The following is a 26,770-nucleotide window of genomic DNA, read 5'->3' as shown; positions in this document are numbered from 1 at the left end:
GTTATAGAGCTCCTTTCACGGCTTCAAGCTGTAAGTTAGTTTTTGGCGCCGTGATTCTGGCGTTTGCCGCAAGTTGTGCCTGACGTGAAACAACCGGTGTCTTTGCTTTATGATCTGCAATCATTTGCAGGAAGCGATCGAACAAGTAGCTGCTGTCATGTGGTCCTGGCGCCGCTTCCGGATGATATTGCACCGAAAATGCTGGGTAACGAGTATGTTTAATTCCTTCAACAGTCTTATCATTATTATTAATGTGAGTAACTTCTAGTTCAGTGTTCTTCACAGATTCCTCATTCACGGTATAACCATGGTTCTGGGAAGTAATGAAGCAGCGTCCGCTTTCCAGTTCCTTAACAGGGTGATTTCCTCCGCGGTGACCAAATTTCAGCTTCTCTGTATCTGCTCCACAAGCCAGTGCAAACAACTGATGACCTAGGCAGATTCCGAAGATCGGATATTCGCCAAGCAATTCGGAAATCGTCTTGACAGCGTGTGGCACATCTTTCGGGTCCCCAGGGCCATTGGAAAGTAGGATACCATCTGGGTTCAGACGGCGAACTTCTTCCGCTTTAACATCATGTGGCACAACAACAACGTCACAACCACGATCGTTAAGCTCACGTAGGATACCAGCCTTCGCACCATAGTCCACAAGCACAATGCGTTCCTTGTTGCCTGGGCTGCTATACGAACTTGCAGTGGATGTACGGGCTACCTGATTGCGCAATTCCTCAATCGTAGTATTTCCCATCATTTCCATCAGTTCCTCTACACGTTTGTTAGAGGTGGTCAGGATCGCTTTCATTGTTCCGTAGTGGCGAATAATTCGAGTCAACATCCGAGTATCAATTTCGCTGATCCCTGGAATATCGTATTCTTTCAACAAGTCGTCCACACTATATTCAGCACGCCAGTTACTAGGTACTTCTTCATGACGACGCACTACAAATCCGTGTACGAAAGGTCTAACAGATTCAAAGTCATCCCGTGTAATCCCGTAGTTCCCGATCAATGGGTAAGTCATTGTAACGATTTGTCCGCAGTATGAAGGGTCAGACAGCACCTCTTGATATCCTGTAATTCCTGTATTAAAAACAACCTCGCCTGTTTTTTCGCCCTCAGCGCCAAATGCGGTACCTGTAAATAAAGTTCCGTCTTGCAGCAGTAATCTCGCCTGCATTCCCTTCCACTCCTTCATGTTTCTGTAGTCTAATGCTTATGCCTTACAAGCCTTCCGGAGTGAACGTGTACTCAATCGCTTTATCCGTAAAGATCAGCAACTCCGCCCCACCAGTTCGCTAGTTTTTCTCAGTCCATACGGCTTTGCCGTCTACCCATGTCATTACTGGCCAGCCCTTAAGCTTCCAGCCACCAAAAGGAGTATTCCGTCCTTTACTTGCAAAGGAACCTGGGTCTACTTCTTTCTCTTGCTCCAGATCGATCAGTGTCAAATCTGCAGGAGCTCCGATATCCATCACACCGGTGTTCAGTCTGAATACCCGTGCAGGATCAGCAGTCATTCTTTGAACTAGTAAGGATAAATCCCATTTACCAGTTGCTACAAACGCCGTATACAATAGTGGGAAAGCTGTCTCGAACCCAACGATACCAAATGGTGCAAGCTGCATTCCTTTAGCCTTTTCATCCTCACTATGTGGCGCGTGATCCGTAACAATCATATCTAGTGTGCCGTCAAGCAAACCTTCGATGCATGCCTCAACATCGCGGCGGGAGCGTAGCGGCGGGTTCATTTTCCAATTCGCGTCAAGGCCTGGAATGTCTTCTTCTGATAGCAGCAAGTGATGCGGACATACCTCAGCAGTTACTTTAATGCCGATCTCTTTCGCTTGGCGAATCAACCGCACCGATTGTTCAGTACTTACATGGCATACATGGTAATGAACGCCTGTCGCTTCAGCTAGCAAAATATCGCGTCCAACATGGATAGCTTCCGACTCATTCGGAATTCCTTTCAGCCCGTGCTTCCTTGCGAACTCACCTTCGGCTACACAGCAGCCTTCAACCAGTGAGTTATCCTCGCAGTGAGCGATGACTGGCATATCCAGCGATGCTGCGATGCTCATTGCATCTTTCATCATTTGAGCGCTTTGTACACCCACGCCGTCGTCGGTATAACCAATTGCTCCAGCTTCTTTAAGCGCCGCAAAATCAGTCAGCTCACGTCCGAGCTCATTTTTCGTAATGGCTGCATAAGGAAGTACTTTAACTAGTCCTGCTTCACGCGCTTTGTCTTTCACAAATTGTACGACTTCCGGAGTATCTGTTACCGGACGGGTATTAGGCATACAAGCGATAGTTGTAAATCCGCCTTTGGCAGCCGAGCGACTTCCGGTTTCCACTGTTTCCTTGTGTTCGAATCCCGGTTCACGTAAGTGCACATGCATATCAATGAGTCCTGGAATGAGCAGCTTGCCTTCAGCATCAATGATCTCTCCAGCTTCTGGAGCAGCTTCATTTCCATCGATTAAGGCCGATATCACACCTTCTTCAAGTACAATATGTTTCCGCTCTAACAAGCCTTCCTTATTCAATACGCTGGCGTTTCTAATAATCACTGTCATGATTCTACCTTTACCCTCAGATCCCGGCTGTGGGCCCTCTCATTATTATATAATAAAAATTCATGTTTGTGTATATTTATTAGTCCCTATACATTATCATTTTATAAGCTTTATAGTAAAGCTCTTTCGAGAACTGCCATCCGAACCGGCACCCCATTAGACATTTGCGGGAAAATTCTTGATTGACTGCACTCTACAACTGCATCATCAATCTCGACATTCCGGTTAACCGGTGCTGGATGCATAATGATTGTATCTTTTGCGAGCTTAGCTGCTCGCTCTTCCGTTAAACCGTATTGTCTGCGGTAATCTTCCGCAGAAAGCACGATGCCAGAAGCATGGCGTTCAAGCTGCACACGAAGCATCATTACCACATCTGCTTTAAGTGCTTCCTCTATGGTTACATAAGGTGCATATTCCATAAGCTCCGGAGCCTTCATATTCTCGGGTGCGCAGAATTGTACCTTGGCCCCCATCTTCGTAAGAGCCCACAGATTGGAACGTGCTACTCGGCTATGCATGATGTCCCCGATAATAGAAACTGTAAGACCTTTTAATTCCCCAAAAGTTTTGGTCATGGTGTAAAGATCAAGCAGCGCTTGCGTAGGATGCTCATTGTTGCCATCCCCCGCATTGATGAGAGGTATAGATACTTTCTCCGCAAGCTGCTGCAGTACACCTGCAGGCTTCAAACGCACAACTCCAGCATCGATCCCCATCGATTCCAGTGTTCGCACTGTATCGTAGATCGACTCCCCTTTTTCTACACTAGAAGCTGCAGCCGTAAAATTCAGGACTTGAGCGCCCAGTCGTTTCTCTGCCATCTCGAATGAGAAGCGAGTGCGAGTGCTATTCTCAAAAAACATGTTGGAAATAAAACGCGAGTTCAAAACGGGTGTTAGCTTCTCACTTTGATTGTCCCAAAACGCTGTTCTGTTCAATAGTTGGCTGATTTCCGACCGGTCAAGCTCTTTAAGTCCTAGCAGACTACGTTCCTTCACCTTGGTTAGTGTCATGATGTTATCGTTCCTCCCGGTTTGAAATAATGTAGACCTCGTCTTTGCCGTCGTATTCCTTCAGCGCCACTTCAATTTGCTCATGCTTTGAGGTAGGTACATTCTTACCGATGTAGTCCGGCCGGATCGGCAGCTCGCGGTGTCCACGGTCAGCCAGTACTGCCAGTTGAATCATTCGTGGGCGTCCGCAATCCATCAAAGCGTCCATCGCCGCGCGGATGGTGCGTCCGGTGTAAAGCACATCGTCGAACAAAATGACCTTCTTATCATGGATGCCATCACTTCCGGAAGTAATAATGACGTTGCTCTTCACTACCGCTTCACTACCTTCTACTTCACGGTCATCCCGGTAATGTGTGATGTCGAGTTCGCCGTAAGGAATCTCGACGCCTTCAATCTCCTTAATACGCTCAGCGATGCGCTGTGCCAGGTATACGCCTCTTGTCCGGATGCCGACCAGCAAACAATTCTCAATTCCTTTGTTCTTCTCCAAAATCTCATGAGCAATACGGGATAATGCCCGGCGGATCGCCGTTTCGTCCATAATTACATTTTTCTCAGTAACCATAATCTTGTCACCCTCCAGCTTGTTCGCCTGTTCAAGTTCCTGGAAATCAAAAAACTCCTTGCCTATAACAGGCAAGGAGTGAAATCCGCAGAAGAAGATGATGGCCGCGCGCATAAAAAGACAGTCCGGTGTAGTACACACGGATACCCTTCTAAGAGTCGCGAACCTCGATTCACGTTACCTTGCCAGCCTCACAGGACTGAATTAAAGGCGCTATTCATTTAATGAGAATTATGACAGAACAAACCCTGCATGTCAACTTTATCTGCCTAAACTGCAGCACTTTCAATGCCTGCTTCTATTAACAACTATAGGAGGGCGGTATACTGTATGTTTTAATATTAACCACCTGCTAAAGCGAGACCTAAGTCCTAGAATTTTGTCTTTTTGGGGGTTGGGGTTGGGGTTGGGGTTGGGGTTGGGGTTGGGGTTGGGGTTGGGGTTGGGGTTGGGGTTGGGGTTGGGGTTGGGGTTGGGGTTGGTATATGTTCTGCTATAGGGAAAACCTCCCTATAATCCTGCTCATAATTGCTATACCGGTTCGCTTATATGGAATTCCTCCCTATAAACTGAAGGATTTCCTAATAAAACAACGAAATCAGCTACATTATACGGAGGAATTCCCTATAATACAGCTGAACCATAAAGAAAAGCCGCCCGAGGTTCACTCAGGCAGCTCCACTAGCTTCATCTTTTTAGCTTCACACTTCATACTTCACACTTCAACTAAAAACCATAATTAAAATTCAAATTCCACATCGCTGAGGCGTCTTTGGATTTCAGAGATTACACGTCTTTCTTCCTCTTCACCCTTAGCAATAAAGGTAACGGAGAAACGGACAAACGGACCTGCATCATCCCAAGGCACGGTGGAGATTAGCTTCTCACGAATTAGGAATTGGGAGAAATCCTCACCAGATTCAAAACGACGACCGCCTTTGACACCCTTAGGTGCAGCTACATAAAGGAAGAAGGAACCCTTTGGTTTCTCAGCTTTAAAGCCAAGGCTATTCAGTGCATCAACCAACAGATTGTGACGACGTGAATACTTAGCAGCAATCGCTTCAGTAATCTCTGGATGAGCAAGGCCATAAGCTGCAGCTTTTTGAATCGCGATAAATTGTCCGGAATCGTTATTGTCCTTCACATCACTGAAGGCTTTAACAACTAAAGGATTCCCAGCAACAAAGCCGATTCTCCAGCCTGTCATATTGTAGGACTTGGAAAGGGAATGCAGTTCCACACCAACATCCTTAGCACCCGGCACAGAAAGGAAACTCAGTGGCTTCAAACCATCATAAGTCAGGGCAGCGTATGGTGCATCGTGGATAACGACTACATCGTATTTTTTAGCCCATGCAACGACCTCAGCAAAAAACTCAGGAGTCGCACTAGCACCCGTTGGATTGTTTGGATAGTTCAAGTAAAGAAGCTTAGCTTTATGAGCAACTTCTTCTGGAATTTCGTTCAGATCTGGAAGGAAGTTATTCTCCTTCTTCAGCTCTACTGTAAACACTTGTCCACCCAAGTATTTAGTATGTGTACCCAGCACTGGATAACCCGGCACCGTCATGATCGTAATATCACCAGGATTGATGAAGCAAGAAGGCAGCATTGCCAGCGCAGGCTTAGATCCGATAGAGTGAACAACCTCTGAAACTGGATCGATGCCTTCAACACGGAATACTTCCCGTAAATATTCAGCAGCAGCCGTCTTAAACTCAGCAATTCCATTATCCGCATAACCACGGTTCTCTTCTTTAGCTGCTTCTTCAGCAAGCTTAGCTACGATACCTGCATCAGCCATTTCATCTGGCTCGCCTACGCCCATATCGATCAGTTCAATATCTGGAAAATCCAGCTTTGCGGATGCTTTGGCACGTTTGATTTTCTCGAATTTATAAATCGAGGTGTCCTTGCCATAGTTCGCACCACCGATGCGGTCTGCAAAATTAGTCTGAATGAAGCTATCTTGGTATTGTTCAATACTCATACTGTCATCTCATCTCCTGGCTATCTATTCTTATTAGAAGAAACGGCTTCGCCGTCCCTTGGATGGCGTATGTTTCTAGAGATCCGTTTCTGTGATAAAAAATAAGGATAAAGAATAAGGCATGACCCTCTCTTTATCCTTATGTTATTAAATATGATGGAAAGCAGTGTTCAATACCATAGACTAATTATCACTTCATTTGTACTTATCTGCTGCGCAATGTGAACAGAACTTCTTCCATGTCTTCCGGAATAGGTCTGCTGAATTCTTTATATTCACCCGTAGAAGGATGTATAAATCCAAGCGCTGCTGCATGCAACGCCTGTCCATTCATTGTCGTTCCCTTGCTGCGTCCGTAAATCGGATCGCCAACAAGTGGATGACCTATGAATTTCATATGCACCCTTATCTGATGTGTACGCCCGGTCTCCAGCTGCAGTTCCAGCAGTGTACTGTCACCGAAACGTTCCATCACCGTAAAATGGGTCACAGATTTCTTGCTATTCTTTTCCGTTACAGTGTATAGCTTGCGATCATGTGGATCTCTACCGATCGGAGCATCTACCGTTCCCTTATCATGCGATAGATTGCCGTGTACCACTGCTATATAGCGGCGTGTTACACTGTGCTCTTTAAGCTGTGCTGCGAGCGATGCGTGACTGGCATCATTCTTAGCCACCATAATAAGACCCGAGGTATCCTTATCAATACGGTGTACAATACCTGGACGAATCTCACCGTTAATGCCGGACAGATCCTTGCAGTGATACATCAGTGCATTCACCAAGGTGCCTGACGGATGCCCAGCTGCTGGGTGCACAACCATACCACGTGGCTTATTAATCACAATGACATCGCTGTCCTCATAGACAACTTCAAGGGGGATATTCTCCGGAATCAAATCCGTCACTTCTGCTTCAGGGACGATAACGGAAACTACATCGCCTTCCGAGAGCTTATAGTTGGCTTTTACTGGTGCTCCATTTACCTTAACATGGCCACCACTGATCCACAGTTGCACCTGAGAACGAGAAATATCCCCTTCCCAAGATTCCGTAATATATTTATCGATTCGCTCCCGCGCATTTTCCGCCGAAACGGTCCACTCTGTGACGTCCCTCTCTTCTTCGCTCGTAGATGCCGCTTCGTGATTGACGTCTTTATTCAAATCATTCATTCCCTTCTTTTACTTCCTTTGTTTCTTTTACTTCTTTGATTTCCGTGATTTCTTCACCCTTCCTAAGGTCACGAAATGAGTCCAAAAGAATCAGCCCCACCCCAATAACAATAGAAGAGTCCGCTACGTTAAAAATCGGGAAGCTATAGCTTCCAAAATTAAACAAAAGGAAATCAACGACCTCACCACTGATCATCCGGTCCAGGAAGTTACCAAACGCTCCACCCAGAACAAGCCCAAGAGCAATAGACAGCATCTTCTGCGAATGTCTAGTCTTGTTCAAGTACCAAACGATACCTGCAACTACAATAACGGTAACCAGAATGAAGAACCATTGCTGCCCCTGTAGAATCCCAAAAGCAGCCCCGCGATTACGATGTGAGGTAATTAGGAAAAAATTTCCGATAACCGGAATCTGATCCCCAATCTCCATACGTGTGGCAATGAGATATTTCGTTCCTTGATCCAGCAAAAATACAATAAGAGCAATCAAATAGTACACCACAGAAGTTGTCACTCCGTTCTTATTTTTCCCGCTAAATGCGGTACGAATACTGTTATAAGACTTGTATATTGTAGCACAGCCCTTAGAAGATCGTCCATTGCGTGACATCGCTCAGGCGCTTATTCTTGGGGACTATTTTCCATCGCTAAAATAACGCCTCTCAGGTCAACCTAACAAAGAACCATCCGGTGCAAATCGGTAAGTCGGAAGGATCTTAAAAAAAGTACAGAAAGGAGCTTAATCATCATGACGCACCTGACAGTACAGCAGCTCTCAGAGCTGCGCGCCCGATTAGAAAAAGATCGCGATACTATTCAGCACAGGCTAAAGAATAATGAAAATTACGGCTTACAGGAATCCATGCGGGATGGCACCGGAGAGCTCTCCGAGAATGACAATCATCCGGGGGATGCAGCCACCGATCTGTATAATCGCTCCATGGATATTTCACTGTTAGAGCGGGACGAGCATGAGCTAGATGATATTGAAGCTGCTCTCTCCGCAATGGATGAAGGCACTTATGGGATATGTAAGGCTAGCGGGAAACCGATCCCTTTTGAGCGCTTATCCGCCATTCCCTCCACACTTTTCTGTAAGGAGCATGCCCCACGTCAAAATGCACCTTTTACTCGGCCAATAGAAGAAGAATTTTTGTCTCCCCCATTTGGACGTACTAGTCTCGATGAACGAGAGGATCAAAACGGGTTTGACGGTGAGGATGCCTGGCAGATTGTAGAAAGCTATGGTAACTCCGATTCCCCCGCGATGGCGGAAGGCAACAATATTAGCTCATATAATGATATGGAGATTGAAGCTGATGAGCTGGAAGGCTGCGTGGAGCCTTGGGAGAATTTTATCGCCACCGATATTACAGGCAATCATTTAATTGTAGTGCCGGGACGAAGTTACGAGCGTTATAAGGATAGCGACGAGGGAAGTTACATGCTTGATCCGCTCGAAGGCGAGGAGTAAAAATAATTTCCCCACAAGAAATATTTAACGGCGTGCTGTTCCAGCTTCATTGTGGAATGGCCCGCTGTTTTTTTGTTTTCTTCTGCTCTACGTCATTTTGAAAGGCTATTTGAATTCGAGCTGACGCTGAACAATTCGTACAATATCCGCAATATAATCTCCGATGATCGGTAGATTCAAGGCTCCAAGAACCTGAAGAACATAGATGATCGTTGCCGCAAAAAAAGTAAAGCCTAGCGCGATCCCTACTCCACGAGCCGCTCCATATAAAATATTTTTCCAAATTAGAGTCCAAGGTGAATATAACAGCTCCGTATACTGATAAATTCGTGATTTTTCTAAGATATGGGCCCATTCAAAGGTTAGTCGATACATCGTATTCATTTTTTCTTCCAGTGGAATATCTTCTGGATTACGTTGATCTGCTGTTAAACGCTCAGGGTTTGCTTCAGGAATAACCTTTTTCTCCGCATCCTTATCTGGGCTGTTCTTGTTGTCAGATGTCTTGATGGAGATTCTGCTCTTCTGCTCCTTCACAGCCACGGCTCCTCTCATACGTCTATACTGGTCACAAAGTAAACGAGCCCGGTCAAAGAGAAAAAATCTCCTTGAGCTCGAGGCTCGTTATTTTTGCGACGAAATATAAGAACTATATTCCACGCATAAACAGAGTTCTCCGTTTACACTTGTGCCGCTAGTATATGCTGTTTTGGGACAGGTAATGCAGATTTACGCTCCAATATGGATACCGATGGATTTACCACCGACATCTACCGTTTCAAAAGCATGCTCTCCGCCAAAATCAACCGTAGTCACAAGTACATTGTCGCGCAATACATTCTCAAATGCTGTTACTGCTGCTTTAAGCTCATCATCTAAGTTCAGCGTGAGTGCGATCCGTTTCTCGATCGGCAGATCCAGACGTTTACGGTAATCCTGAACCGCACGAATGATCTCACGAACCCAGCCTTCTTGTTCAAGCTCAGGCGTGATTTCGGTGTTGAGCGCAACTGTAATTCCATATCCGGAAGCTGCGGCGAAGCCTGCTTTGGCTTGTTTTTCAACGAGCAGCTCTTCGGAAGTGATCACCAGCTCTTCTCCCTCTGGCGTCGCAATCGTGATTGAGCCGTCTTGCACCGCTTTGCGGGTAGAGTCACTAGCCAGAGCTTTCAGGAAACCTTGTAGGAAGCCGACGTTTTTACCGTATTTTTTACCGGCAACCTTAAGATTCAGCTTGAGTGTGAAATCAACAAATCCACTGTCGCTAGTCTCTAGCACGATGTTCTTGATGTTGATCTCATCTTTGATGATTTCTTCATACTCAGCCAAGTGGAAGTCGCGGTTCATCGAAACGATCAGCTCGGACAGCGGTTGACGATTCTTAATCCCTGTTTCGTTACGCACGTTACGTGCCAGCTCAACGATTTGTCTTGCACTTTCCATATCCTCTTCCAGCTCTTTATCGATCAAGCTCTCATCAGCAACCGGATAATCTGCTAAATGCACACTTTCTCCGCCGCCAAGGTTCGTGAAGATATCTTCGGACAACATCGGTGTAAATGGAGCCATCACAGCCGCTGTTTTCAAAAGTACATGGGTCAGTGTACGGTAAGCATCCAGCTTATCCTCACCTAAGCCACTACCCCAGAAACGGTCACGGGAACGACGGATATACCAGTTACTCAGCTCATCTACAAAGTTCTCAATGGCTTTGGACGTATTCACGAAGTCATTCACCGCAAGCCCTTTATCTACCAGAAGAATCAAGCTGTTCAGACGGGACAGAATCCAGCGGTCCAGCTTATGCTCCGATACTTTGAATGGGTGATCTGTTGGATCGTAACCATCGATGCCTGCATAAAGCGTCAAGAACGCATGCGTATTCACCAGTGTATCGACAACTTTGGATTTGGTTTCCCCTACAAGACCACGGGAGAACCGTTTATTGTTCCACGGTGCACTGTCGGACAGAATCGCCCAACGGAAAGCATCCGTTCCGTATTCATTCATGATTTCCCAAGGATCAATGACATTACCTTTGGATTTAGACATTTTTTGACCGTTCTCATCGAGAATATGGCCTGTAGCGATTACCGCTTTATAAGGAGCTTTACCTTTAAACAAGGTAGATACTGCAAGCAAGCTGTAGAACCATCCACGGGTCTGGTCGATTCCTTCACAGATCATATCGGCTGGATATTGGTCATTCAGTTTATCCTCGTTCTCAAATGGATAATGACTTTGCGCAAAAGGCATCGAACCGCTATCGAACCATACGTCGATAACTTCTGGTGTACGAACCATTTCTGCACCTTCGCTAAAAGGACTGCGCAGCTTGATGTTATCTACATAAGGCTTATGCAATTCGATATCTTCCGGCACGTCGCCGATAGCCATTGCTCTCAGCTCTTCAATGCTGTGTGGAGCGAACTCTTTGCCCGTTTCTTGACATACCCAAACGTTAAGCGGTGTACCCCAGTAACGATTACGGCTGATATTCCAGTCCACCAGTTCATCCAAGAACTTGCCGAAACGGCCTTCGCGTACATGCTCAGGGTACCAATTCACACTGTTGTTGTTAGCAATCAGCTGATCTTTGATGGCGGTAGTGTTGATGAACCAGCTGTCTGTTGCGTAATACAAGAGCGGCGTATCGCAGCGCCAGCAGAATGGGTAGCTGTGCTCGTATTTTTCTTTGCCGTAAAGTGTTCCTTGTTCAGACAAAACTTTTATGATATCCAAATCGCAGTCTTTCACGAAGCGTCCAGCAAAATCAGAAACTACATCCGTATACTTACCAGAGTTATCAACCACGTTCACGAAGCTGATGCCATTCTCGCGGCAAGTCTTGTAGTCATCTTCTCCATGCGCTGGTGCCATGTGTACGATCCCTGTACCACTGGAATCTGTAACGAAGGAAGCACCTACGATGACATTGCTTTTCTCAGCTTTGATGTATCCGAATGGAGGCGTATAGCTCTTTCCGATGAACTCAGAGCCTTTATGCGTAGAAAGGACTGTATGCTCGCCTTTCATTACTTCTTCCACCAAATTTTTGGCAACGATGTACACGCCGTCTTCTTGTTGTACACGTACATAATCCATATCTGGGTTCATAGCCAGCGCCATATGTGCTGGCAGTGTCCAAGGTGTAGTCGTCCAAGCCAATACGTAGTCTCCACTGTCATCCAGTTTGAATTTTGCAGTCGCACTGAGATCTTTGACTGTTTTGTAGCCTTGAGCTACTTCATGGGAGCTTAGGGTAGTCTGGCAGCTTGGGCAGTATGGGCTAACACGGTGTCCGCGGTAGAGCAGCCCTTTGTCATGCACTGTAGCCAAGATGTTCCACACGCTCTCGATATATGTGTTATCCAAGGTAACGTAAGGATTATCTAGATCTGTCCAGTATCCGATGCCCTCTGTAAACTCGCGCCATTGCTTCTCGTAGCCGAAGACGCTGTCTTTACATTCTTGAATGAATTTCTCTACGCCATATTCTTCGATCTCTTGTTTCCCGGAGATACCAAGCTTCTTTTGAACGCCTAGTTCTACTGGCAGGCCGTGTGTATCCCAGCCTGCTTTACGTACAACGCGATAGCCTTTCATCGTCTGGTAACGACCGATGAAATCCTTGATTACGCGTCCAAGCACGTGCCCGATATGCGGGGCACCGTTTGCTGTAGGAGGACCTTCGTAAAATACATAGTTCGGACGTCCTTCACGGTTCTCCATGGATTTGCGGAACGTATTTTCGTCGCTCCATTTCTTCAGTATGCGGACATCTCTTGCCCGCGCTTTTTCTCTGACATCTACTTTTTGCATGTGATGGTCAATCCTTTCATGGTTTATTCTTAAACCTGCTTCGATCCCCTCCCTGCTAAGGAGGGGATCTCGAGGGCACCCGAGCCGCGATCCCGCAGGGCAGCACTGCCTCGGGGCGCCTTGGGCGACCTTGCGCAGCTGGTCGCCTACGCTGTTGCCTTTGGCTCCCGAGCCGCGATCCCGCAGGGCAGCACTGGCTCGGGACGCCTCGGGCGACCTCGCGCAGCTGGTCGCCTTCGCTGTTGCCTTTGGCTCCCGAGCCGCGATCCCGCAGGGCAGCACTGGCTCGGGGGGCCACATAGGCCGGCGAGTGAAACGCCGGCCTGCCCTAAAAGTGCAGGCCCCGCAGGCGAACCCGCCAGGGGAGCCTAAGAAGGGCCGCTCCTCCGCCGACATGAGTCCGTTCACTTCCAGCACCATACCTGTTTGCGCGAGGCTTTACTTTGCGGGTGTCCAGAGGGCAGCAGCCCTTGGGGTCCCCCTTAGAAAGGGGGATTTAGGGGGATGGCCCGCCCCGGAACAACAAAATAAGCGTCATCCCACCCCCAAAGGGGCGAGACGACGCTCGCGATACCACCCTAATTCTGCGCATGAGCACATCCTTAAGGGGAGTGTATTCAGCACAATCTCAGTCCTGCGCGTAAATCTTGTGCACAGGTCCGGTGTAACGTCCGGCAGACGGCTAAGCTTACGCACGATCAACGCTTCAGCTTAACTTCTAGGGGAAGATCTTCCGGCAGGGTTCGAACAATCGGCTCTCAGCAATCGCCGACTCTCTGGAGAACGTTACCTTGTCGTACTTGTCCCGTCATCGAATACATATAAACATTATACAGATATGTTCTATTTATAGACTTTTTAAGTCTAAATGTCAACAACCGCTAGCCAAATCCGCAATTGGAGGTGTACCTGCATAAGCGGAAGATACTTATTATGATCGATTTTAGCGGAAAATAAAAAATAGAGGGAATAACTCCCTCTATTTAGCCGATTTTAGCATGAAATTATAAATCAGAGGGAATTTCTCCCTATAAATTCAAGTAATTTCCCTATTTCAGAGCAAATCAAGGTTATTAAAGGGAGAAATTCCCCTTAACCTAATTTATTGACCCAAAAACCCAAAAATAACAGGAGAAATTCCCTCTAATCTGATCGAGGACCACAAAGCCCCAGATCCTTCCTAATCACAAACCACATCAGCATTCATTCATCATAATGCATTAGATACGATGTAGAACATCATCCTTAAAAGTAACGCTCTCGCTCGCCTCACGACTCTCTAAGGCGTTCCAGTCATCCTGTGACAACAGCTCGAGCTGAGCTTCCACCAATGTACGGAAACGAGTGCGATAGATCGAAGCTTGCTTGCGCAATTCTTCAGTCTCAATAGCAACCTTACGGGATTTGGATAACGCTTCGTTAATAATCCGATCTGCGTTCTTTTCCGCTTCCTTGATAATAAGCTGCGATTCCTTCTTGGAGTTGTTCTTCACATCATCCGCCGCTTCCTGAGCGACTAAGATCGTCTTCGATAAACTCTCTTCAATATTCACAAAATGATCCAGACGCTCTTGAATGGTCAAAAGCTGATTCTGCAGCTCCTTGTTCTCACGGATGACGCTTTCGTAATCCTTGATCACTTGATCCAAAAATTCGTTGACCTCGTCCTCATCATAACCGCGAAGTCTCCGAGAGAACTCCTTGTTATGTATATCGAGCGGTGTTAATGGCATGCTGTGCACCTCCTAGAAATTTCGGACCTTCTAAGTCTCTGAACCGTATCTGTGCAGTAGACAAAGAAGAAAGACTGTACTTCGAGTAAAGGCAGAGGATGTACCTGCGTTCCGCCTGTCATTCATGGTCCGCCTCTTCTATAAAGTATCGGCGTCCTGCTTTAAAAATGTTTGATTCCCTCGAAATAATCAATTTCGACAAGTAAAGCCGGATTCCTGCAAGGGATTCACACAAATTTACCAACCTGAACACGGTATCGGCCTTTTTTCGTCAAACTACCGACCTCTAAAACCTTGAATCGACCGAATCCTTGAATAGATACCATGTCACCATCTTTAAGCCCGCAGGAAGGGTCTTCCTCCACTTTCCAGTTTACCCGAACGCGTCCGGCCTTGATGGGAGCAAGAATCTTGCTTCGACTAAGCCGTGTTACATCTGCGGCAATGCCATCCAATCGCAGGGACGCTACTGTCAAATCCATCATTTCCAGCTTCACCTCACTATTACGTAAGGCAGAAAGTGGCAATACCTCCGTACTCACCTGTATCCGGTGCACTCCAGTTAAGTTCATGGATAAATAATCTGCAATATCTGCAGCTACTACTACATGACAACCATCGTCCAAAACATGAATATCACCGATTTTGCCACGTTTTACTCCAAGACCGAGAATAGAACCCATGTAGTCCCCATGCTCGAGCGCCAGAAACTTTTGTTCACCGGAGGTTATGGCAAGAACCCTCAGCTCCATATCCTCATGATCCAGGTCACGATAATCGGGAGCAACGAGTGCTCGCTTCCGCTCTGCCTCTGGATGGCCGCCTTCCCATCTGACGATAACATCAGGATGACGGTTAACTAAAGTTTGCAGAATAAACCCTTGACGCGGATCTAGAAATTCGGTCAGTTTCGTCTCATGATATTCCCCAGCATGGGTAACCCATTCCCAAGCCTTGTCCACAAATTGTCTTTCATCGGGATGAAAATGCCCGTAAACTTCTGTCTTCATCACTTCTGCCTAAAAAATTAAGTGCAAAATGGATTTGAGTCCACCTGCCGCAAATTCCAAGACAAGTAATGCAACGATCGGGGAAATATCAAGCGTACCGAAAAGTGGCGGAATAAACCGACGGAACGGCGTCAAGTACGGCTCAACAAGCTTACTTAGCAGTTCTCCGATAAAGTTATCACGAACATTTGGTAACCAAGACATCAGTACATAGAAAATAATCATGTAAAAATAAATATTAAACAGCATATCGATAATGTAATCAATTTGGAGCAAAGCTCATTCACCTCATTCTGTTATAGTCTGGATCGTCACCTAGGATTTCCGTAATAGCACCTTGAATTTCAACGGTATCTGGCGTGCACATAAATATATTGCCCCCAATTTTAGAGATTCCTCCACCAAGGGCATAAACGGTTCCACTTAAAAAATCAATAATTCTCATCGCTTGATCATTACGGACGCGCTGAAGATTGATTACTACCGTCCGGTGCGAACGGAGATGGTCAGCAATTTCCTGAGCCTCATCGTACGAACGTGGCTCATAAAGTACAACTTTTACATTCTTTTGCGAATGGATACTGACAACGTTGCCCCTTTGATTTTTGCGGGTTTCGACAGGGGCTGGCTCATACTCATCCTCTTCATGGGAAATCTGCTCCCGCTCCACAATTTCCTCTTCCTCCTGCAAGCCCAAAAAACTCATAAATCGGTTCATAACGCTCATCACGATCCCTCCTAATGGCCTACTAACACCGTACCCAGGCGTACCCAGGTGGCTCCTTCCTGTATCGCTACCTCAAAATCATTCGACATTCCCATCGATAATTCCGTAATCGGCTCAGGTGTCAAAGCAAGTTGATTGAGCTCATCGCGCAGCTCACGAAGTCCGCGAAATACAGGACGGGTAAGCTCCGGATCACCTTCTAAAGGTGCCATCGTCATTAGTCCAATTACTTTTACACGGTCGAAACTAGCAATTTCACGTAAAAATCCAGGTACCGCCTCAGGCGACAGACCAAACTTCGTATCTTCTCCAGAGATGTTTACTTGAAGAAAGACTTTCACTTCTTGATCTGCGGCAGTCGCCTTCTTCTGTAATTCTTGCGCTAGGGATATCCGGTCTAAAGAGTGTATATATTGAAACTTTCCAATAACGTCTTTAACCTTATTGGTCTGCAAATGCCCGATAAAATGCCATGTCCCTTGGTCCCCTAAAACCTTCCATTTGTGCTCAGCATCCTGCCAGCGACTCTCGGCAATATGCTCTAGGCCTGCCTCCAACACGGAGGACACCATTTCCAGAGAAACATATTTCGTCACTGCAATTACCTTGACGTCATTTCGATCCCGGCCACTTGCCTCGCAGGCACGTGTTACACGTTCCTCTACCTCAGCAATTCTCTCCTGCAGTGTTAAAGCCAACTTTCAACTCTCCTTTATTCCGATCCAGCTCGTCATCCTGCCTGTAACCCCATTTTCTTTGCGATAAGAAAAGAATAAATCTTGATTACAGCTTGTACACCAAGATGTACATTCGATATGAGTCGGCAATATTCCTGCTTTAATCATAATGCGTCGATTCATTTCTTTCAAGTTTAGCATGTATTTGTTCTCATCTGTGTCAGATACTCTGTATAGCCCAACAGAATCAGCTGTTTCTATCGACTTGTTCAGATCACCCTCCAAATGGCGGACATGCTCCATCACATAATCATCCACCTCATAACAGCAGTCACCAATAGATGGACCGATCGCTGCAAAAATATCCTGCGGATGACTGCCGTAAGTGTTCTCCATTTTATTCACCATTGCGGCTGCAATCTGGGCTACAGTTCCCTTCCAACCAGCATGCGCAAGTCCTACAACCTGGTGCACTGGATCATAAAAATAAAGGGGCACACAATCCGCATAAAAAGAAGTCAGCAAGACTCCCGGCACATCGGTAAGCAAACCATCCGTTGTCTGAAATGCCGAAGCTCTATCCTTTTGACCCCGGCCACGATCTGCTTCTCTTACTACTGCTATTTCTGCCCCATGGGTTTGTTCTCCACAGGTCCAAGCTTCCGGCTTAAAATCAAGAGCTTCAGTAAGTGCCACACGATTTCTTAAGACATCTTCTGGAGCATCCCCAACATGAAACGCACAATTCAGGCTGTCATAAGGCTCTTTACTAGCCCCTCCCTGTCTACCGGTAAAACCTGCTGTAATTTCTTTATACACCTCACGCCAAGGCTCCAGATGGAGTAGCATAAGTGTTTCTTTTCCCTGCACAAACGGTTCCATATCCTCACCTCCGCCTTAGTGTACCACATGTAAATACCCTCACAAAATGCCGCTTAAGCTAGAACGCTCAATTTAGTAACTTTTTAAGCTATGCAATTTCGTATCTTTAAAAAAAAGACAAAAAACGCACCTAATTAATAAGTGCGCCGTTCGCTTCGGTCCCCTCGTTCCAAATACATCGTTTCTCGCTCGTCCTGCCCTTGAGGCATTCTTGATTCTTCAATCTTCACAAGCACTACATCAGACCCGATTTTGACAATATTTCGCCATGGAATAATCAGATCCGTTCCTCCTCCGAACAATCCCATAAACCGAGTGTATCCGGGAATTACGATGGCATCGATAACACCTCTGCGTAAATCAAGTTCTAAGTCACTGATTTGGCCCAGCCGCTTGCCGTCCACTATATTAATAACGTCCTTCGTCTGAAAATCAGAGATTTTCATTTTTTTGGCTGAACCTACATAATCCTCGTTCATCTCACCACCCCTGTACAATCAGACCTATAGTCCAATATATGTTATGAAAGCTTGGCCACATGCATGAAATATCCCCACAAAGTGAGGTTATGCTTCGATGCTTACTCAGGTACTTTGCGGGGCCCCAGTTTATACTTCCTGAAACATTAAAAAGAGGAGATATCCAAAATCCGTATTACGGATTTTAGATATCTCCTCATCTCTAACTATTTAAGACTTTACATGCTTCTGCATTTGCTGGATCGCAGATTTCTCCAGGCGTGAAACCTGTGCCTGCGAAATGCCAATCTCATCTGCGACTTCCATCTGAGTTTTCCCTTCGAAAAACCGCATGGATAATATTCGTTTTTCCCGCTGACCTAGTTTTCGCATCGCTTCACGTAAGGCGATTTCTTCGATCCACGACACATCCTTATTCTTATCATCGCTAATCTGGTCCATTACATAAATAGGATCGCCACCGTCATGATAGATCGGTTCGAATAAGGACACTGGATCCTGAATAGCATCAAGGGCAAATACTACATCTTCCTTCGGGACACCAAGCGCTTCAGAAATTTCGAATATTGTCGGTTCCCGCGAATTCTGATTGGTCAGACTATCGCGTACCTGCAGCGCCTTGTAAGCAATATCTCTTAGTGAACGCGATACCCGAATCGGGTTATTATCACGCAAGTAACGGCGGATCTCACCAATGATCATCGGAACCGCGTATGTGGAGAACTTAACGTTTTGTGATAAATCGAAATTATCGATGGCTTTCATCAAACCGATGCAACCCACCTGGAACAAATCGTCAACGAATTCTCCCCTATTATTGAACCTCTGGATAACACTTAGAACGAGCCTAAGATTACCGTTTACCAATTTCTCTCTGGCGGATCGCTCGCCCTGCTGCTGCAGCGAAGTGAACAGTTGCCGCATTTCCACATTCGTTAGAACAGGCAGCTTAGCAGTATCCACACCGCAAATCTCGACTTTATTTCGGGTCATGATGATTTACCTCCCAAGGAGAAACATTACTGTACATTATCTCCCGGGTTGGCCATTTTATTCCTCGCTAATTTCACCTTACACCATCTTGTTAAACTCCTTACGTAGCCGCTTAATAATTCGTTTCTCTAGTCGCGAAATATAAGATTGGGAGATTCCAAGCAGATCCGCCACATCTTTTTGTGTCTTTTCTTCGCCTCCACGCAGTCCGAATCGCAGCTCCATAATGAGTCTTTCCCGTTCGCTAAGCTTCTCCAGCGCCTTTTGCAGCAGCTTGCGATCGACCTGTTCTTCAATGTTCCGATAAATGGTATCATTTTCTGTCCCTAATACATCTGAGAGCAGCAACTCATTGCCATCCCAATCAATATTAAGGGGTTCATCAAAAGAAACCTCACTACGTGTCTTACTATTGCGCCGCAGATACATCAAAATTTCATTCTCTATGCAACGTGATGCATAAGTTGCTAGTTTTATTTTTTTCTCGGGATCAAATGTGTTAACCGCCTTGATTAATCCGATAGCCCCTATCGAAACCAAGTCTTCAATATTGATTCCGGTATTCTCAAATTTACGAGCGATATATACTACGAGGCGCAGGTTACGCTCAATCAGCATCGCACGAACAGCTGCATCGCCGCTGGATAGCCGTTGAAGCAGGTACTCTTCTTCTTCACGTGTCAGCGGTGGGGGAAGAGCCTCACTCCCGCCAATATAATAGATTTCCTGACTCTTCAGCCCTAGTAGAAACAGCATGCGGTAATATTGCAGCTGCAGAGCAATTTTCCATTTGACCATTATTGTTCCTCCTCCAAGAAGTGCACGGTTCGCGTATGAAGCTTTCAATTCCCGCTTTTAGCCATCAGAAGTTTGGTTCAGCTAGCTTTTAAGATTAGGAAGGTAGTGCTGCATCAGCAGCGCTCTCTCTTTGAGTTAAATCCGGATGTATAACTGCCCGATAGGCTCCATCCCCTGACAATGTCCCGCCATCCAGCCCAATTAAGACTCTTTTACTATAAAAGGTATCTTCACCAAGCTTTATCGTCACAAGGTCCGGCTTCAGTGCGAGCATAAATGATGACCCTCGGTTAATCCCCCTATAAGGTACTAGTCGCATCCTGTCCTGCCAAGCAAACGACTGCCCGTCCGTTTCTAGCAAAAGTCTGTCCGCACCATCCTGAGTGAGTCTCCCTTTCCAAGCAGCAGGCAGATGCCCCTCCCAGAGCGTCGATTCCATTACCATCACTGGTATGCGGGTCAAAGGATCACAAAGTCGGTTACCTGTGTCTAACAGCCCAGAACACGAAACACTTACCCCCTCAATTTCAACAACCACCTCACCGATATAGGTTTCAAGCTGCTCCCTTCTGATTCGTGAAGAATGCACTGCCTTGAAGCAGATTAATACCAGGGGAAATACTGCAATGACAAACCAAAAGCCGATCTTTAAGCCATAGGCATGCCCTCCTGAAGCAGTGAACATAATACCATTCCAAATATCACTGGAGCTCTGCAGCAAATAGTGAATACCAACAATCCCACCTGCGGCTGCAAAATTGATAATATAGAAAGCTCCCATAGTGCGAAGGTAGCTTTGCAGACTCCCAAAACCAAAGGCAATCCATAGCATAACCACCGACAGTCCAAACTTAATGAGGAAGGTATACATGAAAGACAACTCCGGTACAAACATCATCACCACATACAGCGCGCCAACGAGAGCTGAGAGGATTAAGCGCCACCACGATATTCTCAGCTTAACCATCCAGCCTGTCAGCCACAAAAGAATTCCGTCGATCACTAGATTGGCGGCGAATATCAAGTCAATATAAACAACCAGTGCATTCACCTGCTTAATGGCGGAATCTATCCTGTAGCCAAAATGGATCAGGCTCTGTTTTTTGGACGATATGATTAGTATAGAAAGTCTCGCATTCAAAGTCTGTCTAAACTTGGGGGGCATTCTTGCGGTTTTTTTGTCGAGTTATAGCGCTGGAGGTTTTATTCCTTCTTCATCGAATTATTTAGATCTTTTATTTCAAAAACTTTCATGAGCCCTCGGTTCACTTCCACAATGAAAAATTTTTCCGCTTATTCATCCATTCCCTTCACTGCATCGTTCGCTGGAATAGAAAAGCCTGCATAGATACAGACTTTTGTGTAAATATCCGCTTCATGAAGTCCAAAAACTGCTTGCATACAGGTTTCTCCTCACTTCTGGCTAGAAATCTTGTTCTGTCGCAGGAACAACTGCAGATTCGCAGGAATTAATACTTTAGCCAGCTATGTATTATTAAAAACTGCATTTTTGCAGGTTTATCCGGCGGTTGGCGGGTGACGGGTGCTGGTTAGCGGGTGGCGGGTGGCGGTTGACGGGTGCTGGTTGGCGGGTGCCGGTTGACGGCTGACGGGTGCCGGGTGGCGGGTGCTGGTTGGCGGTTGGCGGCTATCGTTATTGCTACCATCAGCATCTGTGAGCCACACCGTGCTGTTGACCCCTTGATCAATCCTTACATTTACGTAAAAAAACACCGTACCGCCATAGCTAATCAGCTAAGCGATACGGTGTTCTCATATAATCTTGGTTCTCTTTAATTAGTCGTTATTGCCCCGAGTACGATTACGCAGGAACGTCGGAATATCAAGCTGATCTGATGAGTTCTGATTACCAAAAGGACGCAGATTAGCAGTGTTCTTATCAGGTGCAGCGGCAGGCTCATTGTTCGTCGTAACTGGACGACGTCCTGGTGGTGCTGGCTCAGGCTTATGTTCAAAGCCAGTCGCAATCACCGTTACTTTGATATCATCCTTCAATCCCTCATCAATAATCGCACCAAAGATCATGTTTACTTCAGGATCAGAAGCTGAAGTCACAATCTCAGCCGCTTCATTGACTTCATACAGGGAGAGATTAGATCCTCCCGTAATATTCATGATTACGCCGCGAGCGCCTTCAATAGACGTCTCCAAGAGCGGGCTCATGATGGCTTTACGTGCTGCTTCTGATGCACGGTTCTCACCATTCGCAATACCGATACCCATAAGCGCTGAACCGCGCTCTGTCATGATCGTCTTTACATCCGCAAAGTCAAGGTTAATCAGACCAGGAACCTTAATTAGGTCAGAGATACCTTGAACAGCCTGCCGGAGAACATTATCTGCTTCACGGAAAGCTTCTAGCATCGGAGTTTTCTTATCAACGATCTCAAGCAAACGGTCATTTGGAATGACGATTAGCGTATCGACTTTTTCTTTCAAAGCTTCGATTCCAAGCATTGCCTGGTTATAACGTTTTCTTCCTTCAAAAGTGAACGGGCGAGTAACTACACCCACAGTCAAGGCTCCGCACTCTCTAGCAATCTCAGCTATAACTGGTGCTGCACCCGTTCCTGTCCCGCCACCCATTCCTGCAGTAACAAATACCATGTCTGCCCCTTTAAGGGTATTAGAAATCAGATCACGGGATTCCTCCGCTGCCTTCTTACCGACTTCAGGGTTGGCACCTGCCCCCAAACCACGGGTCAGCTTGTCCCCGATTTGTAGCTTGTGCTCCGATTTGGCCATATGCAACGCTTGGGCGTCTGTATTAACCGTTATAAATTCTACACCCTGAACGCCATTTTCAATCATTCGGTTGACAGCATTACTACCGCCGCCGCCCACGCCGATGACTTTTATTTGCGCCAAGCTATCCATCTCAAAATCAAATTCTAACATATTGTTCCATCTCCCCCTCAATGTGCTTGGATGGCCGGTCCAAGTATATCTGGACTTACACTTATATAAATTCGCTAAACATGTTCTTTAGACGCTCGACAAACCCGGTCTTCTGAACAGTTTCCTGATTTGGAGTGGCGTTCTGCTTACTCCGATTGACCGTCTTTTTATTGCTGCTTCCACCACTGCTTCTTCCACGGAAGCTACGAACAACATTATGCAGGATACCAACACCACCGGTAAACCCAGGGTCCCGTACACCGATATAATCCGGTACAGCGATGCGTACAGATGCAGCAAGCTCAGTCTGAGCCGCTTTTAATACGCCAGGCATCGAGACAGTTCCACCCGTTAGTATATAACCTCCAGGTAGTTCACTGTAACCAAGCCGTTTCACTTCCTGTTTAATTAGATGGAAGATTTCTTGCACCCTTGGTTCGATAATTGCCGCCAAATCCTCTTGGTTAAATTCCTTCTCCACGTTACTGCCAATACGCAGCACCTTGAAGACAACGTCAGAGGCTGCATCATCAATCCACGCGCAACCATACTTCAGCTTTACTTTCTCCGCTTGATCAGTAAGTGTACGTAGTCCGTATGCAATATCATTCGTTACAAATTCTCCTCCGATCGGAATCGTGGAGGTTGCACAAAGGGAACTTTCTTCGTATATGGCTATCGTTGTCGACCCGGCACCGATATCTACCAGAACAGATCCCATCGATTTCTCGTCCTTGGATAGCGCCAATCCACCAGCACCAAGAGACATCAGCACAAGATCCTTCACTTTTAGCCCTGATTTCTCAACACAGCGTAGTAGATTATGTATTGGCGTCTTAGCACCCGTTACGATGGTTGCGTCAACTTCTAGACGAACACCAATCATCCCGCGCGGGTCCTGAATACCTTCGAGACCATCGACGATAAATTGTTTAGGAACAACATCAATCACTTCTCGCTCCGGAGGCATAGCGATGACTTCCGCAGCTTTAATAACGCGATCGATATCATCCTCACCGATTTCACGATCCTCATTCTGAACGGCCACGACACCGTGACTGGATTGCAGGCCAATATGATTACCGGAAATGCCTACATAAACCTCTGATATTTGAATACCCACCATTTGCTCTGCATGATCTATAGCACTTTTGATCGATTGCACAGTTTGGTCGATATCTACAATCGCGCCTTTACGTATACCTTCCGAATCAGCAGATCCAACGCCAATAATATTAAAGGTTCCATTGGTAACTTCCCCAATTATTGCCCGAACTTTGGATGTACCGATGTCCAAACTAACAATGATGTCATTGTTGCTCAAGTCCTATGGCACCTCCTGTTATAATCTTAATAAATTTCATTACCTTATCCTTGTCTCGGGAAACTTCTCTGTACATATTCAACATACCTAATCCTTTCCCTCTTTTTTCTACAAATTTTTTGAACGGAATAATATTCCAACATCCCTAAATGTGAATAGTTACTCATAAATTTTATAAAGAATGATAATTATCACAAGAAATATAAGCCATTTTTGGTTATAAAGAACCAAATGAAGGATTATATTTCAAAAAAATCGAAGAAAAAAGAGGGATTTAGCTTCTTGCCCGTAACTCCGATTGTAGCATTTTTTCAACTCTATTAGTAGGGACTATTGACCTCTACTCTACTCTTGCACATCTTTTGTCTCGTCTTTTTGATCATCACTCTCGACCTGGAAAGGAACATACGAGTCAGCCTCAAGCATCGTAATGAGTCCTGGCTCTTTAGTCTCTATTACCTGATTCAAATAAGCAACCTTGCTCTTCAATAAAGAGATGGATGTAATCACCTCAAAACGAGATCTAGTATAGAGCTTAATACGGTCTGGAAAAGACAACGTTGGCGAGGGAACTATCTCAGAGATATCACTTGTCAATTCATTAGAAATGCTTCCTAGCGTTTGACATAAGATAGCCTTATTAGGATCGCCTGCATCCCAGTTGGTTAATATAGGTTTCTCTACGGCAATACCAGCCTCATTCACGGACACAGCTGCTCCACTCGACAGAATCGCCTTTAAGATGCCTCCCTGTTCCAGTTCATAGGCCACCGCAGGGAATTCTTCAATCTTCACTGTGATTACGCCGGGAAAATCCTTCTTCACGGTCGCATTCTTAACCGTCTTAAGCTCCAGCAGAGATTGTTCCACAGACTTCGTAGAAACGGCAAAGAATTGTCCACCTATATGAATTCCACTCTGCGAGAGCAATTCGTCGCTAGTAGAATACTTGCTTCCCTGAAAATCTATCACTGTAATGCGGCTAATAGACGATCTGAAAAAAATCACAGCAAGAAGCGCAGTGAACAATAGCAGCAGGATCGCTGTAATCTTACGGCTCATTTTTTTCTTAGGCTTGTCCTCTTTAAGAAGAGGTAATCGGGTTGTTGTCATTCTCATATCTCCGTAATAAGGCCCTGTCTCCTCCTTGGAATGAACTGAAGGAGACAGGGAGCTTTAATTGGCCAAATCAAGTGGATCCGGTACGGGTACCTTGCGGCTAATGCGCGCGCCAAGCTTCTGAAACAGCTTCTCTATTCCATCATACCCACGGTCAATGTGGTGTGCCTGCTCAACGACTGTAGTCCCTTGTGCAGCGAGTCCAGCAATGACCAGTGCTGCACCAGCTCGCAAATCAGTAGCTTCCACAGTAGCACCATACAATCTCTGAACGCCGCGAATATACGCACGATTCAAATCGATAGAAATATCAGCGCCCATCCGAGCCATTTCTTCCACATGCTTGAATCGTCCCTCAAACACCGTCTCCTTGATTACACTGAAGCCATCGGCGAGAGACAATAGCACCATGACCTGAGATTGTAGATCCGTTGGGAAAGAGGGATAAGGTGAAGTCACAATTCGCTCAACAGCACGCGGACGGCCCATACAACTGATATTAATTATATCATTGCACACTGTGATTTGAACACCAGCCCGCTTGAGCACATGAATAAGCGAAGTCAGATGACCCGCGTTGGCATGTGTCAAAGTCACATTCCCTCGTGTAGCTGCCGCAGCAATCATTACGGTTCCAGCCACTATCCGATCAGGTATCACCTCGTAAGTACAGGGATATAGGTTTTTGACCCCTTGAATCGTGATGGTGTCCGTACCTGCGCCGATAATCTGGGCACCCATACTATTCAAAAATTGCTGCAGATCCTGTATCTCTGGCTCTCTTGCTGCCCCCGATATCGTTGTTGTTCCCTCTGCCTTTGCGGCAGCCATCATAATATTCTCCGTTGCGCCTACACTCGGATAGTCGAGATGAATATCACTCCCTATAAGCTTAGAACCCCGGCAGAATATTCGTCCGTTGCTCTCCTCGATCTCCGCACCAAGCGCCTTAAGCCCTTGTAGATGAAGATCGATTTTACGCTCTCCGATCGCACAGCCCCCAGGCTGATAGATCGTTACCTCGCCAAATCTGGATAACAGCGGTCCCATTAGAAAAATAGAAGATCTCATTTGCCGCATTAAATCCTCTGGAATATGAGATGTCCCGACGGCAGACGTATCTATCGTCACCGTATCCTCTTGATGCACGCACCTGCAGCCCAGCCGATCTAGGATGTCTAGCATAGTCTCGATGTCCAGCAGCTTCGGCACATTATGCAGTGAGTGAACTCCTTCGGCCAGCAGGCTTGCCGCTAGAATCGGCAGCGCCGCATTTTTTGCTCCATGGATACGAATGGTGCCTGACAGGGGACTTCCACCCTCAATCACCAATTTGTCCAATGTATCACCTCCGAGATTACCGCTCACCCACCACAAACACTTCCGTTACAAGATCATATGAAATGTACAAGAATATCCTGCACTACATCTCAGGTTTGGAAGTGTCCTGGGTGATTGTCACGATTATAGGATT

The 26,770-nt window shown here is 46.2% G+C and carries 25 protein-coding genes and 1 other annotated feature; of the genes, 2 read left to right on the top strand and 23 right to left on the bottom strand.

Annotated elements, in window-relative coordinates; all coding sequences use genetic code 11:
• Position 1 precedes the first annotated feature (1 nt).
• The 7 genes from carA to lspA all read right to left on the bottom strand — a co-directional run bounded on the left by carA (position 2) and on the right by lspA (position 7,841).
• Positions 2–1,180 (bottom strand): glutamine-hydrolyzing carbamoyl-phosphate synthase small subunit, encoded by a 1,179-nt coding sequence (gene carA, locus NSS67_RS10500; RefSeq protein ID WP_042130198.1) that lies wholly within the window; start codon positions 1,178–1,180, stop codon positions 2–4.
• A gap of 118 nt (positions 1,181–1,298) precedes the next feature.
• Entirely contained in the window at positions 1,299–2,582 is a 1,284-nt protein-coding gene (locus tag NSS67_RS10495) for a dihydroorotase (protein ID WP_339319473.1), read from the bottom strand.
• Between the two features lie 110 nt (positions 2,583–2,692).
• Positions 2,693–3,598: an aspartate carbamoyltransferase catalytic subunit gene (locus tag NSS67_RS10490; protein ID WP_339319472.1), complete on the bottom strand. Its 906-nt coding sequence runs from the start codon at positions 3,596–3,598 to the stop codon at positions 2,693–2,695.
• Between the two features lie 4 nt (positions 3,599–3,602).
• The gene (gene pyrR, locus NSS67_RS10485) at positions 3,603–4,166 is read right to left on the bottom strand and encodes a bifunctional pyr operon transcriptional regulator/uracil phosphoribosyltransferase PyrR (RefSeq protein ID WP_060622064.1); all 564 of its coding nucleotides are present in this window, start codon (positions 4,164–4,166) and stop codon (positions 3,603–3,605) included.
• A 739-nt stretch (positions 4,167–4,905) separates the two neighbouring features.
• A complete protein-coding gene (locus tag NSS67_RS10480; protein ID WP_339319471.1) occupies positions 4,906–6,159 on the bottom strand; it encodes an LL-diaminopimelate aminotransferase in 1,254 nt (417 codons plus the stop codon).
• A gap of 205 nt (positions 6,160–6,364) precedes the next feature.
• Positions 6,365–7,336 (bottom strand): RluA family pseudouridine synthase, encoded by a 972-nt coding sequence (locus NSS67_RS10475; protein WP_339319470.1) that lies wholly within the window; start codon positions 7,334–7,336, stop codon positions 6,365–6,367.
• Positions 7,329–7,841, bottom strand: coding sequence for a signal peptidase II (gene lspA, locus NSS67_RS10470; RefSeq protein ID WP_339320566.1), 513 nt, complete (start codon positions 7,839–7,841; stop codon positions 7,329–7,331). The genes NSS67_RS10475 and lspA overlap by 8 nt, the downstream gene beginning before the upstream one ends.
• A 246-nt stretch (positions 7,842–8,087) precedes the next feature.
• Between lspA and NSS67_RS10465 the strand changes: the two genes are divergently transcribed.
• Positions 8,088–8,813, top strand: coding sequence for a TraR/DksA C4-type zinc finger protein (locus NSS67_RS10465; RefSeq protein ID WP_339319469.1), 726 nt, complete (start codon positions 8,088–8,090; stop codon positions 8,811–8,813).
• Between the two features lie 105 nt (positions 8,814–8,918).
• On the opposite strand, the gene NSS67_RS10460 is transcribed toward NSS67_RS10465, so the two are convergent.
• The 12 genes from NSS67_RS10460 to spoIIGA all read right to left on the bottom strand — a co-directional run bounded on the left by NSS67_RS10460 (position 8,919) and on the right by spoIIGA (position 20,976).
• The gene (locus tag NSS67_RS10460) at positions 8,919–9,215 is read right to left on the bottom strand and encodes a DUF5665 domain-containing protein (RefSeq protein WP_042194357.1); all 297 of its coding nucleotides are present in this window, start codon (positions 9,213–9,215) and stop codon (positions 8,919–8,921) included.
• Positions 9,216–9,542: 327 nt separating this feature from the next.
• A complete protein-coding gene (ileS, locus tag NSS67_RS10455) occupies positions 9,543–12,635 on the bottom strand; it encodes an isoleucine--tRNA ligase (RefSeq protein WP_339319468.1) in 3,093 nt (1,030 codons plus the stop codon).
• A 546-nt stretch (positions 12,636–13,181) separates the two neighbouring features.
• Positions 13,182–13,456: a binding site (T-box leader), on the bottom strand.
• A gap of 399 nt (positions 13,457–13,855) precedes the next feature.
• Positions 13,856–14,368, bottom strand: a complete 513-nt coding sequence (locus NSS67_RS10450) for a DivIVA domain-containing protein (protein WP_339319467.1) — start codon at positions 14,366–14,368, stop codon at positions 13,856–13,858.
• A 227-nt stretch (positions 14,369–14,595) separates the two neighbouring features.
• Entirely contained in the window at positions 14,596–15,378 is a 783-nt protein-coding gene (locus NSS67_RS10445) for a YlmH/Sll1252 family protein (protein ID WP_339319466.1), read from the bottom strand.
• A 9-nt stretch (positions 15,379–15,387) separates the two neighbouring features.
• Positions 15,388–15,627, bottom strand: coding sequence for a YggT family protein (locus NSS67_RS10440; protein ID WP_339320565.1), 240 nt, complete (start codon positions 15,625–15,627; stop codon positions 15,388–15,390).
• Positions 15,628–15,661: 34 nt separating this feature from the next.
• On the bottom strand, positions 15,662–16,105 hold the full coding sequence (sepF, locus tag NSS67_RS10435) for a cell division protein SepF (RefSeq protein ID WP_313639298.1): 444 nt from the start codon (positions 16,103–16,105) through the stop codon (positions 15,662–15,664).
• Between the two features lie 11 nt (positions 16,106–16,116).
• Positions 16,117–16,803, bottom strand: a complete 687-nt coding sequence (locus NSS67_RS10430) for a YggS family pyridoxal phosphate-dependent enzyme (protein WP_339319465.1) — start codon at positions 16,801–16,803, stop codon at positions 16,117–16,119.
• A gap of 3 nt (positions 16,804–16,806) precedes the next feature.
• A complete protein-coding gene (gene pgeF, locus NSS67_RS10425; RefSeq protein ID WP_339319464.1) occupies positions 16,807–17,664 on the bottom strand; it encodes a peptidoglycan editing factor PgeF in 858 nt (285 codons plus the stop codon).
• 134 nt (positions 17,665–17,798) lie between these two features.
• Entirely contained in the window at positions 17,799–18,143 is a 345-nt protein-coding gene (locus NSS67_RS10420) for a YlmC/YmxH family sporulation protein (RefSeq protein ID WP_060622055.1), read from the bottom strand.
• A 210-nt stretch (positions 18,144–18,353) separates the two neighbouring features.
• Positions 18,354–19,136, bottom strand: coding sequence for an RNA polymerase sporulation sigma factor SigG (gene sigG, locus NSS67_RS10415; protein WP_036683631.1), 783 nt, complete (start codon positions 19,134–19,136; stop codon positions 18,354–18,356).
• 78 nt (positions 19,137–19,214) lie between these two features.
• A complete protein-coding gene (gene sigE, locus NSS67_RS10410; RefSeq protein WP_028530613.1) occupies positions 19,215–19,937 on the bottom strand; it encodes an RNA polymerase sporulation sigma factor SigE in 723 nt (240 codons plus the stop codon).
• A 91-nt stretch (positions 19,938–20,028) separates the two neighbouring features.
• Positions 20,029–20,976, bottom strand: coding sequence for a sigma-E processing peptidase SpoIIGA (spoIIGA, locus tag NSS67_RS10405; protein WP_339320564.1), 948 nt, complete (start codon positions 20,974–20,976; stop codon positions 20,029–20,031).
• Between the two features lie 536 nt (positions 20,977–21,512).
• Between spoIIGA and NSS67_RS10400 the strand changes: the two genes are divergently transcribed.
• Complete coding sequence (locus tag NSS67_RS10400) at positions 21,513–21,731, top strand: hypothetical protein (protein ID WP_339319463.1); 219 nt, start codon at positions 21,513–21,515, stop codon at positions 21,729–21,731.
• Here NSS67_RS10400 and ftsZ read toward each other — a convergent pair whose 3' ends face one another.
• The 4 genes from ftsZ to murA form a co-directional block, all read right to left on the bottom strand.
• Positions 21,732–22,853, bottom strand: a complete 1,122-nt coding sequence (gene ftsZ, locus NSS67_RS10395; RefSeq protein ID WP_339319462.1) for a cell division protein FtsZ — start codon at positions 22,851–22,853, stop codon at positions 21,732–21,734.
• A 61-nt stretch (positions 22,854–22,914) separates the two neighbouring features.
• Entirely contained in the window at positions 22,915–24,177 is a 1,263-nt protein-coding gene (gene ftsA, locus NSS67_RS10390; protein WP_339319461.1) for a cell division protein FtsA, read from the bottom strand.
• A gap of 345 nt (positions 24,178–24,522) precedes the next feature.
• A complete protein-coding gene (locus NSS67_RS10385) occupies positions 24,523–25,290 on the bottom strand; it encodes an FtsQ-type POTRA domain-containing protein (RefSeq protein WP_339319460.1) in 768 nt (255 codons plus the stop codon).
• A 63-nt stretch (positions 25,291–25,353) separates the two neighbouring features.
• The gene (gene murA / locus NSS67_RS10380; RefSeq protein WP_339319459.1) at positions 25,354–26,637 is read right to left on the bottom strand and encodes a UDP-N-acetylglucosamine 1-carboxyvinyltransferase; all 1,284 of its coding nucleotides are present in this window, start codon (positions 26,635–26,637) and stop codon (positions 25,354–25,356) included.
• Between the last annotated feature and the right edge of the window lie 133 nt (positions 26,638–26,770).

The sequence above is a fragment of the Paenibacillus sp. FSL R10-2734 genome (genome assembly GCF_037963865.1).
In the GTDB taxonomy this organism is placed as follows: Bacteria; Bacillota; Bacilli; order Paenibacillales; family Paenibacillaceae; genus Paenibacillus_AQ.
The sequence above is the reverse complement of the archived record's forward strand: the minus strand, read 5'-3'. Positions and strand labels throughout refer to the sequence as shown.

Bases quoted from the DNA above. Each gene is read 5' to 3' on its own strand.
- NSS67_RS10440 (WP_339320565.1), bottom strand. From the start codon at position 15,627: ATGCTGTTTAATATTTATTTTTACATGATTATTTTCTATGTACTGATG.
- carA (WP_042130198.1), bottom strand. From the start codon at position 1,180: ATGCAGGCGAGATTACTGCTGCAAGACGGAACTTTATTTACAGGTACC.
- NSS67_RS10450 (WP_339319467.1), bottom strand. From the start codon at position 14,368: ATGCCATTAACACCGCTCGATATACATAACAAGGAGTTCTCTCGGAGA.
- NSS67_RS10475 (WP_339319470.1), bottom strand. From the start codon at position 7,336: ATGAATGATTTGAATAAAGACGTCAATCACGAAGCGGCATCTACGAGC.
- NSS67_RS10480 (WP_339319471.1), bottom strand. From the start codon at position 6,159: ATGAGTATTGAACAATACCAAGATAGCTTCATTCAGACTAATTTTGCA.
- NSS67_RS10445 (WP_339319466.1), bottom strand. From the start codon at position 15,378: ATGAAGACAGAAGTTTACGGGCATTTTCATCCCGATGAAAGACAATTT.
- NSS67_RS10465 (WP_339319469.1), top strand. From the start codon at position 8,088: ATGACGCACCTGACAGTACAGCAGCTCTCAGAGCTGCGCGCCCGATTA.
- pgeF (WP_339319464.1), bottom strand. From the start codon at position 17,664: ATGGAACCGTTTGTGCAGGGAAAAGAAACACTTATGCTACTCCATCTG.
- ftsZ (WP_339319462.1), bottom strand. From the start codon at position 22,853: ATGTTAGAATTTGATTTTGAGATGGATAGCTTGGCGCAAATAAAAGTC.
- NSS67_RS10385 (WP_339319460.1), bottom strand. From the start codon at position 25,290: ATGACAACAACCCGATTACCTCTTCTTAAAGAGGACAAGCCTAAGAAA.
- ileS (WP_339319468.1), bottom strand. From the start codon at position 12,635: ATGCAAAAAGTAGATGTCAGAGAAAAAGCGCGGGCAAGAGATGTCCGC.
- NSS67_RS10495 (WP_339319473.1), bottom strand. From the start codon at position 2,582: ATGACAGTGATTATTAGAAACGCCAGCGTATTGAATAAGGAAGGCTTG.
- NSS67_RS10490 (WP_339319472.1), bottom strand. From the start codon at position 3,598: ATGACACTAACCAAGGTGAAGGAACGTAGTCTGCTAGGACTTAAAGAG.
- pyrR (WP_060622064.1), bottom strand. From the start codon at position 4,166: ATGGTTACTGAGAAAAATGTAATTATGGACGAAACGGCGATCCGCCGG.
- sepF (WP_313639298.1), bottom strand. From the start codon at position 16,105: ATGAGCGTTATGAACCGATTTATGAGTTTTTTGGGCTTGCAGGAGGAA.
- NSS67_RS10420 (WP_060622055.1), bottom strand. From the start codon at position 18,143: ATGAACGAGGATTATGTAGGTTCAGCCAAAAAAATGAAAATCTCTGAT.
- sigG (WP_036683631.1), bottom strand. From the start codon at position 19,136: ATGACCCGAAATAAAGTCGAGATTTGCGGTGTGGATACTGCTAAGCTG.